At 62.7% G+C, this 15,776-nt stretch carries 18 protein-coding genes; 5 read left to right on the top strand and 13 right to left on the bottom strand.

Annotation, left to right across the window (positions count from 1 at the left end; all coding sequences use genetic code 11):
- Nucleotides 1–63 precede the first annotated feature (63 nt).
- Nucleotides 64–1,296, top strand: a complete 1,233-nt coding sequence (locus tag HK107_RS15370) for a M24 family metallopeptidase (RefSeq protein ID WP_173201393.1) — start codon at nt 64–66, stop codon at nt 1,294–1,296.
- 225 nt (nt 1,297–1,521) lie between these two features.
- Here the strand turns inward: HK107_RS15370 and trkA are convergent, their stop codons facing one another.
- From trkA to rpiA, 5 genes are read right to left on the bottom strand one after another with little or no spacing between them, the layout of a single operon-like run.
- A complete protein-coding gene (gene trkA / locus HK107_RS15365; RefSeq protein WP_173201391.1) occupies nt 1,522–2,895 on the bottom strand; it encodes a Trk system potassium transporter TrkA in 1,374 nt (457 codons plus the stop codon).
- Nucleotides 2,896–2,897: 2 nt separating this feature from the next.
- Nucleotides 2,898–3,251, bottom strand: coding sequence for a hypothetical protein (locus HK107_RS15360; RefSeq protein ID WP_173201389.1), 354 nt, complete (start codon nt 3,249–3,251; stop codon nt 2,898–2,900).
- Between the two features lie 30 nt (nt 3,252–3,281).
- Nucleotides 3,282–4,646 carry a glutathione-disulfide reductase gene (gene gorA / locus HK107_RS15355; RefSeq protein ID WP_173201387.1) on the bottom strand — a complete coding sequence of 455 codons (1,365 nt, stop codon included), beginning with the start codon at nt 4,644–4,646 and terminating at the stop codon, nt 3,282–3,284.
- Nucleotides 4,647–4,677: 31 nt separating this feature from the next.
- A complete protein-coding gene (locus HK107_RS15350) occupies nt 4,678–5,214 on the bottom strand; it encodes a hypothetical protein (RefSeq protein ID WP_173201385.1) in 537 nt (178 codons plus the stop codon).
- Entirely contained in the window at nt 5,207–5,896 is a 690-nt protein-coding gene (gene rpiA / locus HK107_RS15345; protein ID WP_173201383.1) for a ribose-5-phosphate isomerase RpiA, read from the bottom strand. The genes HK107_RS15350 and rpiA overlap by 8 nt, the downstream gene beginning before the upstream one ends.
- A 159-nt stretch (nt 5,897–6,055) precedes the next feature.
- Here rpiA and HK107_RS15340 point away from each other — a divergent pair, with 159 nt between their 5' ends.
- Nucleotides 6,056–7,765, top strand: coding sequence for a dipeptidyl-peptidase 3 family protein (locus HK107_RS15340; protein ID WP_173201381.1), 1,710 nt, complete (start codon nt 6,056–6,058; stop codon nt 7,763–7,765).
- 51 nt (nt 7,766–7,816) lie between these two features.
- On the opposite strand, the gene HK107_RS15335 is transcribed toward HK107_RS15340, so the two are convergent.
- On the bottom strand, nt 7,817–8,404 hold the full coding sequence (locus tag HK107_RS15335) for an SRPBCC family protein (RefSeq protein ID WP_173201379.1): 588 nt from the start codon (nt 8,402–8,404) through the stop codon (nt 7,817–7,819).
- A gap of 60 nt (nt 8,405–8,464) precedes the next feature.
- On the opposite strand from HK107_RS15335, the gene HK107_RS15330 reads away from it, so the two are divergent.
- A complete protein-coding gene (locus HK107_RS15330) occupies nt 8,465–8,929 on the top strand; it encodes a MarR family winged helix-turn-helix transcriptional regulator (protein ID WP_173201377.1) in 465 nt (154 codons plus the stop codon).
- Nucleotides 8,930–8,991: 62 nt separating this feature from the next.
- Here the strand turns inward: HK107_RS15330 and ftsZ are convergent, their stop codons facing one another.
- On the bottom strand, nt 8,992–10,362 hold the full coding sequence (gene ftsZ / locus HK107_RS15325; protein WP_173201375.1) for a cell division protein FtsZ: 1,371 nt from the start codon (nt 10,360–10,362) through the stop codon (nt 8,992–8,994).
- Between the two features lie 119 nt (nt 10,363–10,481).
- Between ftsZ and HK107_RS15320 the strand changes: the two genes are divergently transcribed.
- Nucleotides 10,482–11,165, top strand: a complete 684-nt coding sequence (locus HK107_RS15320) for a nitroreductase family protein (RefSeq protein WP_173201373.1) — start codon at nt 10,482–10,484, stop codon at nt 11,163–11,165.
- 3 nt (nt 11,166–11,168) lie between these two features.
- Here the strand turns inward: HK107_RS15320 and HK107_RS15315 are convergent, their stop codons facing one another.
- Complete coding sequence (locus tag HK107_RS15315; protein WP_173201371.1) at nt 11,169–12,173, bottom strand: hypothetical protein; 1,005 nt, start codon at nt 12,171–12,173, stop codon at nt 11,169–11,171.
- A gap of 129 nt (nt 12,174–12,302) precedes the next feature.
- Here HK107_RS15315 and HK107_RS15310 point away from each other — a divergent pair, with 129 nt between their 5' ends.
- On the top strand, nt 12,303–12,989 hold the full coding sequence (locus tag HK107_RS15310) for a glutaredoxin domain-containing protein (protein ID WP_173201369.1): 687 nt from the start codon (nt 12,303–12,305) through the stop codon (nt 12,987–12,989).
- On the opposite strand, the gene HK107_RS15305 is transcribed toward HK107_RS15310, so the two are convergent.
- The 5 genes from HK107_RS15305 to HK107_RS15285 form a co-directional block, all read right to left on the bottom strand.
- Nucleotides 12,986–14,281, bottom strand: coding sequence for a serine hydrolase domain-containing protein (locus tag HK107_RS15305; RefSeq protein WP_173201367.1), 1,296 nt, complete (start codon nt 14,279–14,281; stop codon nt 12,986–12,988). The genes HK107_RS15310 and HK107_RS15305 overlap by 4 nt on opposite strands.
- 77 nt (nt 14,282–14,358) lie before the next feature.
- Complete coding sequence (locus HK107_RS15300; protein ID WP_173201365.1) at nt 14,359–14,634, bottom strand: GNAT family N-acetyltransferase; 276 nt, start codon at nt 14,632–14,634, stop codon at nt 14,359–14,361.
- Nucleotides 14,634–14,909, bottom strand: coding sequence for a GNAT family N-acetyltransferase (locus tag HK107_RS15295; RefSeq protein WP_173201363.1), 276 nt, complete (start codon nt 14,907–14,909; stop codon nt 14,634–14,636). Before HK107_RS15295 ends, HK107_RS15300 begins: the two co-directional genes overlap by 1 nt.
- Entirely contained in the window at nt 14,909–15,349 is a 441-nt protein-coding gene (locus HK107_RS15290) for a VOC family protein (RefSeq protein WP_173201361.1), read from the bottom strand. Before HK107_RS15290 ends, HK107_RS15295 begins: the two co-directional genes overlap by 1 nt.
- On the bottom strand, nt 15,346–15,762 hold the full coding sequence (locus HK107_RS15285) for an OmpA family protein (RefSeq protein ID WP_173201359.1): 417 nt from the start codon (nt 15,760–15,762) through the stop codon (nt 15,346–15,348). Before HK107_RS15285 ends, HK107_RS15290 begins: the two co-directional genes overlap by 4 nt.
- Nucleotides 15,763–15,776: the final 14 nt, after the last annotated feature.

Raw genomic sequence — 15,776 nt, 5'->3', positions numbered from 1 at the left:
TACGGCGCCGATTGCTTCTCGCGCCTGCCCCTGCCACGGTCCCGCGCGACGAAGGAGAGCCCGATGATCGACAAACGCACGCTTCTGAAATCCGCTGGCGCCCTAGCTGTCGCAGGAGCCGCCGCGCCGCTCATGCCCTCCGCCGCGCAAAACATCGCGGCGAGCGCCAAGCCCATCACGCGGGCCGAGCGGATGGCGCGCCTCGCCAAGGTGCAGGGCCTGATGCGTGCTTCCAATGTCCGTATGCTGGTGATCGAACCCGGTGCTTCGATGATCTATTTTTCGGGGCTCAGATGGTGGCGGTCCGAGCGGCCGACGCTTCTGCTTATTCCTGCCGAGGGCGAGGTCGGGGTGGTGACACCCTTCTTCGAGGAGCCTTCGGTGCAGGAGACGATCGGCGTGCCGGCTTCGGTCAGGACGTGGAACGAGAACGAGGACCCCTTCGCCGTAGTCCGTTCCTATGCTGACGACTGGAAGGTCGGCGATGGCGAGATCGGCATCGAGGAGAGCGTGCGCTTCTTCATCGCGGATGGTATCCGCACGGCTATTCCTTCCGCCAAAGTCGTTCCCGGTGCGCCCTATGTCCGCGCGTGCCGGATGTTCAAGTCTCCCGCCGAACTGGCCCTGATGCAGGTCGCCACCGACGTGACACTCGCCGCCTATCGCGACGTCCATGCTGCTATCGAGCCGGGCATGCGCCAGCAGGACGTCAGTGCCCTGATGAGCCAGCGGACGCGGCACCATGGCGGCAACGTTCAGTTCTCGATGGTGCTCCTCAACGATGCGAGCGCCTATCCCCACGGCACTGATGCTCCGCAGACGGTGAAGGAAGGGGGCATCGTGCTGATGGATTGCGGCTGCGCGGTGCATGATTATGAGAGCGACGTCTCGCGGACCTTCGTGCTCGGCGAGCCGACGAAGAAACAGCGTGAGGTCTGGGAGACGGTGAAGCGGGGTCAGGAGATTGCGCTCGAGAACGCTCTGGTCGGGCGTGAGGCTGGCTCCGTCGACCGGGCGGTTCGTAGCTACTATGAGAGCCTCGGCTGGGGCCCTCGCTACCAGACCCCGGGCCTCTCGCACCGGCTTGGCCACGGGATCGGCATGGAGGGACACGAGCCCATCAACCTCGTCGAGAGCGAGACAATGGAGCTTGCGCCGGGCATGTGCTTCTCGAACGAGCCGGGGCTCTACACCTTCGGTGAGTTCGGCGTGCGCCTCGAGGATTGTTTTGCAGTGACAGAAGACGGCCCCAAGCTCTTCAGTCCACTGTCAAAGTCGATCACGGAGCCTGTCTGACCCGCCAACTGCGATTCGTTTGTCGATGACATTGACGCCGTTAACCTTTAGGATGATGGTGTCCCTAGCGATGACGGTGGGATAAACCGCGCGCGGGGGACTAGGTTGGCGGCCATACCGCCTGCGAGACCCGCGGATATCGGGCGACGGTTTCGAAATGAAGCTGGCGCCAGAATCCGGCGGGGTCTCGCTCATTCTGCTTACAGATGAATAGGCGACGCGGAGCTAGAAGTAGCTGATCCCGACGCGGAACATCTTTTCGACATCACGGACAGCGTCACGCATGGCGAGGAGGACAACCCTGTCCCCTGCCTGCACCACGGTTTCTGCCGTTGGGAGGATGACGTCGGGGCCCCTGACAATGGCGCCGACGATGATGCCGCCAGGGATGTCTGCCCGGCCGAGCGGCGTGCCGACGAGGCTCGAGGTCTCCAGCGCGATGGCGTCGACGAGCTCTGCCTGACCGTCGAGGATCGAGTAGACAGATTTGATCCGGCCACGGCGGACATGCTGTAGGATCGTGGAGATGGTCGTCGCGCGGGGGTCGATGAAGCGGTCAATGCCCACGGACTGCGCCAGGGTGCCGTAGGACGGCTCGTTGGTCAGGATGAGCGCCCGGCGGGCCCCTTCCCTCTTGCCGATGACGCCTGCGAGGAGGTTCGCCTGGTCGCTGTCAGTGAGGGAGACGAGGGCTTCGGCTTCGGTGATCCCGGCCTCGGCGAGGACGTTGCGGTCGAGGCCTGAGCCGTGGAGGACGATGGTCTTGCGCAGGCGCTCGGCGATGAAGGCGGCGCGTTTCTCGTCGCGCTCGATGATGCGGATCTTCATCTTGCCCTGCTCTTCGAGGGCTCGGGCGACGTCGAGGCCGATATTGCCGCCGCCGACGATCACGACGCGGCGGGCCTGGGTATAGCCCTCGGCCATGATGGCGATGGCGCGTTCGACATGGTCCTTCGCGGCGGTGAAGAAGACTTCGTCATTCTCTTCGAGCTGGTCGTCGGGGCCTGCGCGGAAGAAGCTGCCCCGGCGGTTGACGCCGAGGACGGTGATTTTCAGGTCGGGGAAGAGCTCGCGCACCTGCGTCAGGGGCGTTGCGAGGATCGGGCTGTCTTCGCGGAGCCTGAGGCCCACGGCCCAGACCTTGTCGTCGGCGAAGGACTTCACGTCGAAGGCTGCGGGCGTCGTCAGGCGCTGGATGACCGAGGCGGCGACCTCGCGCTCTGGCGAGATGATGACGTCGATCGGGATGTTGTCCCGGCTGAAAACATCAGCATACCGCGTCTGGAGGTAGCTCTTGGCGCGGATACGGGCGATCTTGGTAGGGATCTTGAAGACCGAGTGCGCGATCTGGCAGGCGACGATGTTCACTTCGTCCGAGTGCGTCACGGCGATCATCATGTCGGCTTCGCGCGCACCTGCCTCGACAAGAACGTCAGGGTAGGAACCAGAACCGACAACGCCGCGTACGTCGAGGCGCTCCGTGATCGAACGGATGAGGCTCGCTGACTGGTCAATGACCGTGACGTTGGCGTCTTCTTCCGCCAAGCGCTGGGCAATCCCGACGCCGACGCGGCCCGCGCCGCAGATGATCACGCGCATGGCTAGAACTCCTCCGCCGAGCGGAGTCTACAGTCGAAGGTTCCTGCGTCGGAAAGCGGGAGCACGGGCTGAGCCCCCCGGCCTGCCAGATCATAGCTGACCTCGAAGCCTTCCGGCAGTTGAGCTCTGATCAGGAGCGTCGCGTCCTTGGGGCCTTGGAAGTAAACCTGACGCTGTGCTCTTGGGTCGGCGCGGTTGATCGCGAAGACGAGCTGTTCCTCTCCGCCATCGCTGACGAGATAGCCGCGGATATCGTCGATGGCGCAGCGCGTGTCGTTCTCGAGGAACACCACTGTGCCCTCGGAACAGGCAGCCAGCGGCAGGAGGAGGAGCACGGTCAGGATCAGGTTCTTCATCGCTTCGGTCTTTTCTCGAAAGCTCCGGCCTTATTCTTCCACGACGTTGGTTAACGTCACGAGTTCCTCCGCGACCGTAGGGTGCAGAGCGCAGGTGGCGTCGAACTGGGCCTTCGTGAGGCCTGCCTTCACGGCGATGGCGGCGACCTGAACCATCTCGCCTGCCTCAGTCCCTGCGATGTGGCAGCCGAGGACCTTGTCGGTCTTCTGGCAGACGACGAGCTTCATGATCACCCGCTCGGGATTGTCAGCGAGCACGTTCTTCATGGCACGGAAGTTCGTCATGTAGACGTCGACGCCATAACCTGCGGCCTTGGCCTCTGCGGAGGTCATGCCGACGGAGGCGACGGGCGGCTGGGAGAAGACGGCCTTCGGGATGTCCGCATAATCCATCCGGCGCGGATTGTCCTTGAACTGCGTTTCGACGAAGGCGGCAGCCTCGCGGATCGCGACCGGGGTCAGGTTCACGCGGTTGGTGACGTCGCCCACGGCGAAGACCGAAGGCTGGTTGGTCTGGCTGTCATCATTGACGACGATGGCCCCTGCGCGGTCCGTCTCGATCCCGGCCCGGTCAACGCCTAATCCGTTCGTGTTCGGACGACGGCCGATGGCCCAGAAGACGAGATCCGTCTCCAGCGTCTCGCCATTCATAAGGTGGACGTGCTTTGCGCCACCCTGCTCCTCGATCTTCGTGAAGACGGTGTTGTTGATATAGCGGATGCCCGCGCGCTCGAAATTGCTTTCGACGTAAGCCGCAAGGTCAGGATCGAAGCCGCGCAGGACGCGCTCCCCGCGATAGACGAGCGTCACGTCCACGCCGAGACCCGCCATGATGTAAGCGAACTCGACCGCGATGTAGCCGCCGCCAGCAACCACGGCGCGCTTGGGCAGCTCGGGCAGCAAGAACGCATCGTCCGAAACGATGCCAAGCTCTGCACCCGGAATACTTTCGTCGATGATAGGGCGGCCACCGACCGCGATCAGGATCTTGTCCGCCGTGACCTGACGGTCCTCATCGACGATGTGCACCGTGTGCGGATCGACGAGGACAACGCGGCTCTTGATGTGATCGACGCCGTTTTTTTCGAGGATGTTGGAGTAGATGCCGGAGAGCCGCTGGACCTCGGCCTGCACATTGTCGCGCAAGGTCGGCCAGTCGTGTTTCGGTGCCTCGGGGAAGGACCAGCCATAGCCTTTGGCGTCTTCCATCATGTGTCCGTACTCGGACGCGAAGACGAAAAACTTCTTCGGAACGCAGCCGCGGACGACGCAGGTGCCGCCGGGCATGCTCTCTTCGGCGCAGGCCACCTTGAAGCCTGCCTGGGCGGTGAGACGCGCGGCTCGGACCCCGCCGGAACCTGCGCCAATGACGAAAAGGTCGTAATCGTAAGCCATCTCGGCTCCTTCGGGGACGGAGGCCCCTTGGTTACTCGGATTCTTCGGGGAGGAGCGGCACGAAGCCGATGCGGTTTTGGTACTTGGGATCGCCAAAGTCGGCGAGCTCCTTGCGGAACATGCGCAGGAACTCGGCCATCAGGGTCTCATAGACAGGCTCGAGGTTGCCGGTGAACTCAAGCGGCACACGGACGATGGGCTGGTTCGCGACCATCACCTCGAAGCGCTCGTCTTTCACCTCGACCATCACGGCGCTCCTGATCCAGAGGGAGCCTGAATCCTCCTCATTAGGCACGGTGACGGATATGCCGAACGCGATGGGCTCAAGCCGGATGGGGCGCGCAGGATCATAGCTGAACGCCTTGTCGCCATAGGTCTCCGCCGGGTTGAACGGGCCGTCTGGCGGCACCAGGGAGACGCATGCCTGAGGCGCTTTCAGATAGCCGTTCAGCCCGACGGCCACGGCATGACCGAAAGCCCGGCAGCGAAGGAAGTTCTCCATAGCCGCTTCGCCATAAGCGCTGATGGCGGTCCTGAGGTTCTCGTAGGGCGTCTGTTCGTCAGCCATTAAGGAGACCATCCTCGGTGGCGAGGATCTGGTGGACGTCGCAGCCCAGGAACAGGCCGGTGGTGACGACCCCTGGGATCATGGTCAGGGCTTCGTCGAGGGCCTTGGGGTCCTCGATACGGCCGAGCTTGAGGTCAGCCACGAGGTTGCCGCTGTCGGTCTCGAAGAACCCGCCTGCCTCGGCTGAGCGGAGGCTGATGTCGGTTCCCTCGTAGCCAAGGCGCTCTAGCTCACGCCGGACCTCGCCGATGGTGGCGGCCTGGCCGAAGGGGATGACCTCGATCGGCAGCGGGAACGCGCCGAGGGTCTGAACACGCTTGGAAACATCGGCGATCATCACGAAGCGCTTCGAGGCCCGCGCGACGATCTTCTCGCGCAGCATGGCACCGCCGCCCCCTTTGATCATGGAGCCATCAGGGGTGATCTCGTCGGAGCCGTCAATGTCGAGGTCCAGAACTGTCGTCTCGGCAAGCTCGAACAGCGGAATGCCATTGGCGCGCGCAAGCTCTTCACTGGCTTTCGAAGTGGGGACCCCTTCGACGTCGAGGCCCTGGCGAACCCTTTGCCCGAGGTGCTCGATGAAAAACTTCGCGGTGGAGCCTGTGCCGAGGCCGAGCTTCATGCCGTCTTCGACGAGGTCGAGGGCAGCGAGCGCAGCCCGCTCTTTGGGATTGGATGTCATCCCGGGGGCTTAGGCCGGGTGGCATGGGGATGGAAGGGTCAGGCTGCCTCGCATTTGGCTGGTGAGGTGGCGGGACGGCCCCTTCCCCGCTAAAGCCCTCACGATATTCAAGAACAATGCGGCGGATGGCAGGTCCGCCGGGGACAGGGAGTACCAGTGATGATGATTTCCAAGCGCGCCCTCGCGGCGGCCCTTCTTGGCTTTGGCCTCGTGGCTTGCGGCGATACCGGAGCACCCACGGCGGAGACGCCTGCTGCGACCGAGGCGGAGAAAGCCAGCCTGGAGGTTGCCTCCACCGAGAAGCTGGAGATGCTGCGCAGCCAGTTCGCGCGCATCGAGATGACGCCGGACACCTCCTTCCTCACCGACGAAGAGCGCCAGGTGGTGAACCTCCTCAACGAGGCGGGGAACCTGATGAGCGCGATCTACCTGCGCCAGCTTTCGGAGAAGAACCCCGGCTGGCGTGAGGCGATTGCGGGCTCGGATATCGAGGACAAGGAGCTGGTGCTTGACCTCTTCGACCTGCACTTCGGCCCGTGGGACACGCTCGATCACAACGAACCGTTCGTTGGTGATGCCGAGCGTCCGGTCGGTGCAGGCTTCTACCCTGCCGACATCACCAAGGACGAGTTCGAAGCCTGGATCGCGGAGAACCCGGGCGATGAAGAGGCGTTCCGCTCTGGCTACACCGTGATCCGCCGGACGGGTGATGGCGGCCTCAAGGCTATTCCCTACTCGGAGCATTATGCCGAGTTCCTCATCCCTGCAGCGGAGCTAATGCGCCAGGCTGCGGAGATCACGACGAATGAAAGCCTGAAACGGTTCCTCACTCTGCGTGCTGACAGTTTCCTGAGCGATGATTACTTCGAGAGCGAGATGGCTTGGATGGATCTCGATGGCCCGATCGAAGTCGCGATTGGCCCCTATGAGGTCTATGACGACGAGCTCTACGGTGTGAAGACGGCTTTCGAAGCCTTCATCACGGTAAAGAACCCTGAAGAGTCTGCGGCCCTCGACAAGTACAAGGGCATGCTGCGCGACATGGAGGAGAACCTTCCGGTCGCGGACAGCTACAAGAATTTCCAGCGCGGCTTTGAGAGCCCGATCGCAGTTGTCGATCAGGTCCATGGCGGCGGCGACAATGTGCCGGGCGTCCAGACCATCGCCTTCAACCTGCCCAATGACGAGCGGGTGCGTGAGGCCAAGGGTGCGAAAAAGGTGCTCCTTAACAACGTGATGGGTGCAAAGTTCGACCGCATCCTGGCGCCGATGGCATCGAAGATGCTCGTCGATCAGCAGGCTGACCTTCTGATGCAGGAATATATGGGCGTGAACACACTGTTCCACGAACTCAGCCACTCGCTTGGGCCGGGCACCATTGTCGTGGATGGCGAGACCACCACGGTGAATGCTCAGCTGCAAGAGCGTTACTCACCGATGGAGGAAGGCAAGGCGGACGTCATGGGCGCCTACAACATCCTCTACATGATGGACCTTGGCGAGCTGCCCGCGGCGGAGAAGGAGAACTTCCTCGCGACCTACTTCGCAGGCCTCTTTCGCTCCATGCGCTTCGGCATCGGCGAAGCCCACGGCAAAGGCGCGGCGTTCCAGTACAGCTACTACATGGAAGTGGGCGCAGCGACCGTCGACCCGGAAAGCGGCAAGTATGATGTCGACTTCGCAAAGCTCGCAGAAGCCATCCGTGACCTGACGGCCAAGGTTGTCATGCTGCAGGGCGATGGCGACTATGACGCAGCCGGAGACTTCCTCGACGGCTACGGCAAACTCGATGCTGACGCGGAGCGGATCATCGCCTCGATGACCGACATCCCCGTCGATATTCAGCCAGTTTACGCTGACGCGCTTTAAGCGAAATCATAATCACTCCCCCAGGTTTGGGGGAGTGATCCTTGATACCCCCTACTCTCCTGCAGCCTGGCGCTCGGCTTCCTCAGCCCAGCCATCGACGGCTGTCTGGAGATAGGTCTGCACGTCGGGAACCTGCCGCCTCACAAAGAATGCCGTCAACGGACCTTTCGGCTTGAGGCCGTAGGTCCAGTGAAAGTCCGTAGTCCCTTCGGCGGTTTCGGTGAAGCGCTGTATACCGACCACCTGTTCAAGACCTCGCCGCAGCTCGTTCGTGAAGACCCAGATCTGGTAGGTGAAGAGCTCCGGCTCATTCCCCGTGATCCGCTCGATCACATAATGACCGTCGGACAGCTCGACGCGCCTGACCGCGCCGGGGTTCGGCCACTCCCCTTCAAGATAAGCAAAGCCCACAGGCTTCGCGATGTCGCCGGACGGCTCCATGAAATCGGTGATGGAGTTGGCCTCCGCGAAGGCCCTGGCCTCTTCGAGACTGAACGGCAGCTTGGCGGTAACGACCACGGGGATCAGCCCTTCGGTTGCAACCGCAGGGGGCGGGGTGGGCTGCGGCGGCGCATCGGGTGGCGCGACGCTGCCACACGCGGCAAGGGTAAGGGCGAGAAGCGAGGCAATGACACGCATGAGCAGGCATCCTTTTTGCTACGATATTCGTAGTATATTGGAGCGACGGAGGCAACGGCCATGATCGACTCCCGCGACAAAGAGCGCATCGCTGACTCCATGAGCATGCTGATCCGGACGTTTCTCGTGGCCGGCCGTGCAGGTCAGCCAGCGGAGGGCCGGCTTCCCTTCAACCCGCTGAACTTCCAGCTCCTGCGCCACCTGCTGCAACATGAGGTGGGCCGCGTCAGTGATCTCGCCGACTTCTTTGGCATACCGAAGACAACGCTGTTCAGCGCTGCGGCGGCTCTTGAGAAACGTGGGCTGATCGAAAAAGCACCGGACCCGGACGATGGCCGTGCGAGGGTCATGACCCTGACCGATGAGGGACGCGAAACCGCCGAAGCCATCAGGCGCCAGGACCTGATGAACGCCGGTGTCATCCTCGCGCTCCTGCCAGAGGACCGCGTTGCAGCCTACACGGACGATATGGAGCTGCTGACAGAACGGCTCGCCGCCCTCCTCGGTGACCAAGCCCCGAAATAGGCAAAACCCGCCGGGACGAACCCAGCGGGTTTTGTCTTAGCCTGCCCCTTCGCGAAGTGGGATCAATTGCGCCGGAGGAAGGCTGGGACTTCGACCTCGTCATCGTCGTCGGTCAGCGGTTTTGCTGACGGGACGCGGCGGGGTTGGATCTCTTCCGGCTTGCCTTTGAAGGTCTCGCGCAGGATGCCCATGGCGGTCTCGAGCGTCGAGGGCTGCTTGCCGCGGAAGGGGTTCTGGCGGGCGGCGGGCTGGCGAAGGGTTTCGCGGGCCGGGTCTGCGTCCTCGGTCAGGATCTCTCGGATGCGGCGGTGGACCTCGCCGACCGGGTTGGCCTCATCAGATGCGGCGGCCGGTGCGGGCTGCGGATGTGCCGGGACGATCGGAGGAAGCTCCTGGCTCATCTGGACCGGTTGCGGTGCCGGGACGGCCTGGGGCGCCGGACGGACCTGCGTGACCGTGGTGCTGACAGCACCGTCGATGCCGGTGGCGACGACCGAGACGCGGATGGTGCCCTCGAGATCCTGGTCGAAGGTCGAGCCGACGATGATGTTGGCTTCGGGATCAACCTCGTTGCGGATGGCGTTGGCCGCTTCGTCGACTTCGAAGAGCTTCATGTCGAGACCGCCGGTGATGTTGATCAGCACACCCTTGGCGCCCTTGAGCGACATCTCATCGAGGAGCGGGTTGGAGATCGCAGCAGCCGCAGCCACCGAGGCGCGGTTCTCGCCGGTGCTCTCACCGGTGCCCATCATGGCCTTACCCATCTCGCTCATCACGGTACGGACGTCCGCGAAGTCTAGGTTGATGTGGCCAGGGACGATCATCAGGTCGGTGATGCCCTTGACGCCTGCGTGGAGGACCTCGTCAGCCATGGCGAAGGCGTCGGCGAAGGTCGTGTTCTCGTCTGCGAGGCGGAAGAGGTTCTGGTTCGGGATGATGAGGAGCGTGTCGACGTGGCGCGAGAGCTCTTCAATGCCCTCTTCAGCAATCCGCATACGGCGCGCGCCTTCAAAAGCGAAAGGCTTCGTCACGACGCCGACGGTCAGGATGCCGAGGTCACGGGCTGCCTTGGCGATGACGGGCGCTGCGCCCGTTCCGGTGCCGCCGCCCATGCCTGCGGTGATGAAGAGCATGTTGGCGCCTTCGAGGGCGGCCATCACGTCATCGAGGCTTTCCTCGGCCGCGGCTTCACCGATCTGGGGCCGAGAGCCAGCGCCGAGCCCTTGGGTCACGCCGGTCCCGAGCTGGATCTTGTTCTCTGCCTTCGAGAGGCTGACCGCCTGGGCGTCCGTGTTGGCGCAGACGAAGTTCACGCCGTCCAAGTCACTGACGATCATATTGTTGACGGCGTTGCCGCCTGCACCACCGACGCCGATCACGACGATCTTCGGCTTCAGTTCCGCAGAAGTGGGGACGGAAAGATTGAGCGGCATAAGAGCGGAATCCCTAAACGTGGTGGCAACCTTGGTTAAAGGATCGATCACTCTGGTTAGCGAGCGGTTAACACGAGAAGGAATTTGCAGCCTCAGGCCGGGCTGTGCAGAAAGATGTCATGACCGACGCCAAGCATGTCCCGCTTTCCGAGCTTTCCCCTGCCCCCCAGCTTTCCGGCGAGGACGCCCTGGCCGAAGCGCAGCGCTTTTTCGATGTGATGGCGACGCGGCACACGATCAGGGATTTCTCCGAAGAGCCCGTCGACCGGGCGCTGATTGAGAAAGCGATCGAGACGGCTGGCCGTGCCCCCAACGGGGCGAACCATCAGCCCTGGTTCTTCGCTGTCGTGGAGAGCCGGGAGGTCAAGCGCGCCATCCGCGAAGCGGCGGAGGAAGAAGAGCGCGCCTTCTATGGCGGCAAGGCGGGCGAGGAATGGCTCGACGCGCTGGCACCCATCGGGACCGATGCGGAGAAGCCTTTCTTGGAGACGGCGCCCTACCTGATCGTCTGCTTCTCCCAGAAGCGCGGCGGCGTGGAGGCGGGTGACGACCGGAAGAACTATTATGTCACCGAGAGCGTCGGGCTCGCCTGCGGCTTCCTTTTGTGTGCGCTCCATCAGGCGGGCCTTGCGACCCTGACCCATACGCCGAACCCGATGAAGTTCCTCAACGAGGCTTTGGACCGCCCGGCTACCGAGAAGGCCATGATGATCATCGTCGTCGGCAAACCTGCCGAGGGGGCAACGGTTCCTGAGCACGCGCTCAAGAAGAAGCCCCTCAGCGAGATCATGAAGGTCTACTGACGATCAGTTGATGACCTGCATCAGCTTGACGAAGTTCTCCGCACGCTCGTTCTGGATTTCGAAGCGGCGCACGCCAAGCGTGTCGATCGCTACGCCCAGTTCTTCGAGCGTCGCTATCGTCTCGTTGTCAAAGCCCTCCGAGGCAATACTCCGCGCAAGGTCGGCGTAACCCTTAAGATGGGGCTCCATCTCGCGGCTGACCTCGTTGAAGTCTGAAAGGCTACCGCAGGCAGCATCGAATGCCTCGCGGGCCTTACGCTCGACCCTCTGCCTGCAGAAGGACCGCGTGCGGTTCTCTGCTTGCTTGAGCGCCACCTGATAGCGACGGAAAGCCTCCGCGGCTTCATCAGCCCACGCCAGGTCTTCTTCCTGCGTGCTGGTCTCGAAGCCTCCGAGCAGCTCGAGCATGGCGATGATCACATCGTTGGATGCGCCGATGCTCTCGAGGTGCTTCCCGACCGGCAGGCTATCGTCCTGCGCCGCGATGTTGATGACGATGAAAGCGTTCTCAGCTTTCAGTGTCGCGATCGTGCTGTCGACTTCTTGGAAGGCGAGAGCGGAATAGGTCTCGAGATCACCGGCCTTCAGCGCAGCGAGTTGCCGTTCGAACAGGTCGAGCTGGCGCACTGCTGATGCCCTGAAGTCGAGGAGGAAGGGCCGGGTCTCTGCGAGCGCTGCCTCGATCTTGTCGTCTCCGAGATCAGGAATAGTTTCAGGGAGGAGATCAAAGGCCTCGTCTGCTGCTGCCAGCTGCCTGCGCAGGTTCGCAAGCGCGGCATCGGCTTGAGGCGCGAGGGCGGCTGATGTCGACGGATCCGCCTCCATTTGCATGAGGATCGGGTTGAGCGCTTCGCCAGAAATGACCTCCGTGTATCCGGAGATGGCCCGTTCAGTCGCCGCATTGATGTAGCTCAGCTCCTGAAGGCTCCCGTCCGAGGGCTGGGCGTGGGCAATGGCCACGGGAGAAAGCGCGAGGTAGCAGCTCGCGAGAATTGCTCGAAATATCATCAGGATGCCCTTCAATCGTGGCCTGAACGTTGAAGCATTGCTGCTCTGGAGGCAAGGCGACCGGACAGCGGCGCGTAACTCTGGAGCGCTCCCGGACGAATACCCTCGCGTCGAATGCGAAGGGGCACCATGGCGAAGAGAACTCCGAAACCCGTCCGCCTGCGGATGTATAAGTGGGAGGGTTCGTGGGGACCCTTTACGATCACGCTGCCTTGCGGTGAGTGCGCGCTGACTGAGGATGTCATCGAGGCCACTCTTGCCAATGAGCTGGCCCATGTGCCTGTGGAGTTCGAGTGCAAGCCTTGGCTTTCCTATTGGTGGGAGCCGATTGCTTCGGGCGGGTGGCATGCGCCGATCATCCTTGTAGGGAACAAGGTTATTGCTCAAGGTGATGCCTTGAACCGAGGGGTGCTGACTGAAATGGTCGTGCGGGCCTATGCCAAGTCGCATCCGGTTGAGGGCAACAAGGTCTTCGGCAAGCCGAACTGCCCCTACTGCGTGAAGGCCAAAGAGCTCCTCGACGAAGCAGGCGTGGACTACGAGTATCTCGATGTCGTGGAGAACCCAGCGGCGATGTACGAGATGCTGGTCAGGGTGAAGCCAGAGATCGGGGAGTTCACCCCGGTGACAACGCCTCAGATCTGGATCGATGGAAAGCATGTGGGCGGAGCAGATGAGCTCGGCGAGATGCTACAGACCCACGTCGAGCCTGATCCTCGCAGGGGGCAGGGCTCTATGTCACCGACGCGCAACCACAGACGGGACGAGAAGGGCAAGAAGCGCATGCCTGCACCTTCCCGGCCCCGCTACACCTAGAGCGGGGTGCCTTCCCAGGTGACGCCCTGCCAGTCGAGGAGCATGTCGTAGCGGCCATCGGTACGCGGACGGAAAGTGATGCTCTCCTTCGACTGAGGGGCCTCGAAGAAAACGAACTCACTCTCTGCCTTGAGGCGGCCGCCTAGCTCGCCGTTCTGGTAAAGGGCGAGGCCGCCCTGCTCGAACCTGATCTCAAGTTCGAGGTTCTCGATCTCCTCGAACCGATAGGTCCCGACATAGCGGCGCATGATCTCTTCGGGCAGGTCAGTCGCTGTGCGCATGACCGGCGCCGGGATCTCGTAGGGCTCGCCCTTGAGCATCGCACGGGTGTCAGCGACCAGTTGGGCGAAGGGGATGGCATCGTAATTGGTGAGGAAGGCAAAGCCGTAGCCGGCCGCCACGCCAGCCTCCACGTAGGCCCGCTTGCCGTCCGTTCCCCCTGCGTGGGCGATCACGCCGTCCTTCTCGAGCACAGAGGCGTAGGGCTCGCTGGAGAGGAACCGGATGAGCCTGCCAAGGTCTTCAGCGGTGCTGTAGAGCTTGGCCGGCCGCTGCTCGTCGGGCTGGAACTCCAGAATAGGCTCGATGCCGTCATCATCGACGGTGTGTCCGTAGGCGTAGGTATCGAGGTTCTTCCGCCCACCGAAGAAATGCGCGCCGCTTCGCTCCATACCGGCGGGTGCGAAGATTCGCTCCTCGACATAGCGTTCAAATCCGAGCCCGCTCGCTTCGCCGATGATAGAGTACAGGAGATGATAGCCGACATTGGAGTAGCGGGTGTCCGTGCCCGGCTCGAACGCAAGCGCTTCGGTTGCTGCGAGCGCGATGATCTCATCCCGGGAGAGGCTCATCTGGTCCGTGGGCGGATTGGTGAGCTCTCGCGGAAGGCCCGAGGCATTGTCCATGAGGTGACGCACGGTGATGCGGTCACCATTGGGGAAGTCGGGATAGAACTCCGAAACGCGCGTCTCTGGCGTCAGGACTCCATCAGCCGTGAGCTGAACAACCGCGACCTTGGCGAGGAGTTTCGAGACGGAGCGGAGGTCGAACTGGCTGGAGAGGTCGACCGCCATAGTCGGCGGGAGGTCGCCTGACATTTCGTGGGCGGCGAGGTGGATGGTCTCGCCCCTTCTCAGGAGCACAACAGTGCCATTGAACTGGTCGAGGCTCGTCAGTGCCGTGAAGTAGACGTCCGCTTCTGCGAGCCTCAGCTCCTCCGTCGTTGGATCGGCCGGCGTCGAGGCGCAGGCTGCGAGGACGGCGAAGAGAGCGGAAGCAAGAACGGTACGCATGAGTGGCGAACTCCTGAGGCTATCACGGGAGATAGGCATTGGGCTCGATGCCGAAAACCAGTCTTGCGATCAAATCGCTAAAGGACGTCCTGCCACTCCGGGCGTTTCTGGATCTGCGCTTTTGCATAGGGGCAGAGGGGGACGATCTGGCGGCCTGCTTTGCGGGCATCCTCGACACCGCGCTGGACGAGGGCCACGCCGACGCCCTTGCCGCGCAAGCCATCGGGCACGCTGGTGTGGTCGATGATGATCATCTTCTCGCCCGCGCGGGAATAGGTCATCTCGGCTTCATGGCCATCGACCACGACCCAGTAGCGGCCTTTGCTATCATCTTCCTGGTGCTGAATATCCATCAGGCGAGGACGTCCTTCCATTCGGGGCGCTTGCCGATCTTCGCTGCGGCGAACGGGCAGAGGGGCACGAGCTTTTCATTCCGGGCGCGAGCTTCCTGTACGGCGTGGGCGACAAGCTGGGTTCCGATCCCCCGGCCTTCGAGAGCTCCCGGGACACCGACATGATCAATCGTCAGGGTGCGCCCTTCCTTGTGGAAAGTGAGCTCCGCCTCGTGGCCTTCGACATTGGTCACGTAGCGGCCCCGGCCGCCTTCATCCTCGCGGGTGATCTTCATCAGCCAGTCTCCCTCAACCCCTTGTCGAAGACCATCCGGTCGTCGCGAAAGGCCTTGAACTCGAGCGCGTTTCCGGCGGGGTCACGGACGAACATGGTCGCCTGCTCCCCGGGTTTTCCCTCGAAACGAACATAGGGCTCGATGATGAAGTCGGCATCCGCCGATTGCAGTCGGTCCTTCAGCGCGTTCCAGTCATCCCATTCGAGGATCAGGCCGAAATGCCTGACGGGGACCGACTTTCCGTCGACGTCACCGGTCTTCGCGGCGCTGCATTCCTCGGGAGAGAAGTGCGCGACGATCTGGTGGCCCTTGAGATCGAAGTCGATCCAGTGACCTTCCATCTCGCGTCCTTCGGCACAGCCAAGGACCCCTGCGTAGAAATCCCGCGCGGCTGCAAGGTCATCGACCGGGAAGGCAAGGTGAAATCGCGGCCTGGTCATTCGGAGAAGATGATCACAGCGCGGCGGTTGAGGGGCTCACGGCGCTCGTCGGCGTGGCGGCGAGCGGGCTGGCTTTCGCCTGCGCTTTCCACCTCGACGTCGTCTTCAGCGTAGCCTTGGGAGACGAGGACGGCTGCGACGGCTTCTGCGCGCTCCATTCCGTCCTTGAGGTTCTGCTCAGCGGAGCCGGCGCGGTCGGTGTGACCGATGACCTTTGCTTTGGCGAACCCAGCGGCGAGGGCCCGCTCGGCCTGCTGCTGCACGAGCAGGATACCGGCGGAGCCAAGGTCGTTGCGGCCATAGTCGAAATAGACCGTGGTCTCGAAGTCTTCCGCGCTGAAAACCAGTGCGCCTTCAGGGGATTGCGCTGCATGCGACAGGGTGAGAGCGAGGGTTGCGAGGATGGACAGCATCAAGGTCTCCTCCT

Origin of the sequence: Parvularcula mediterranea (genome assembly GCF_013085255.1) — a bacterium.
GTDB lineage: Bacteria > Pseudomonadota > Alphaproteobacteria > Caulobacterales > Parvularculaceae > Parvularcula > Parvularcula mediterranea.
This window is presented reverse-complemented; position numbering and strand designations above follow the sequence as displayed.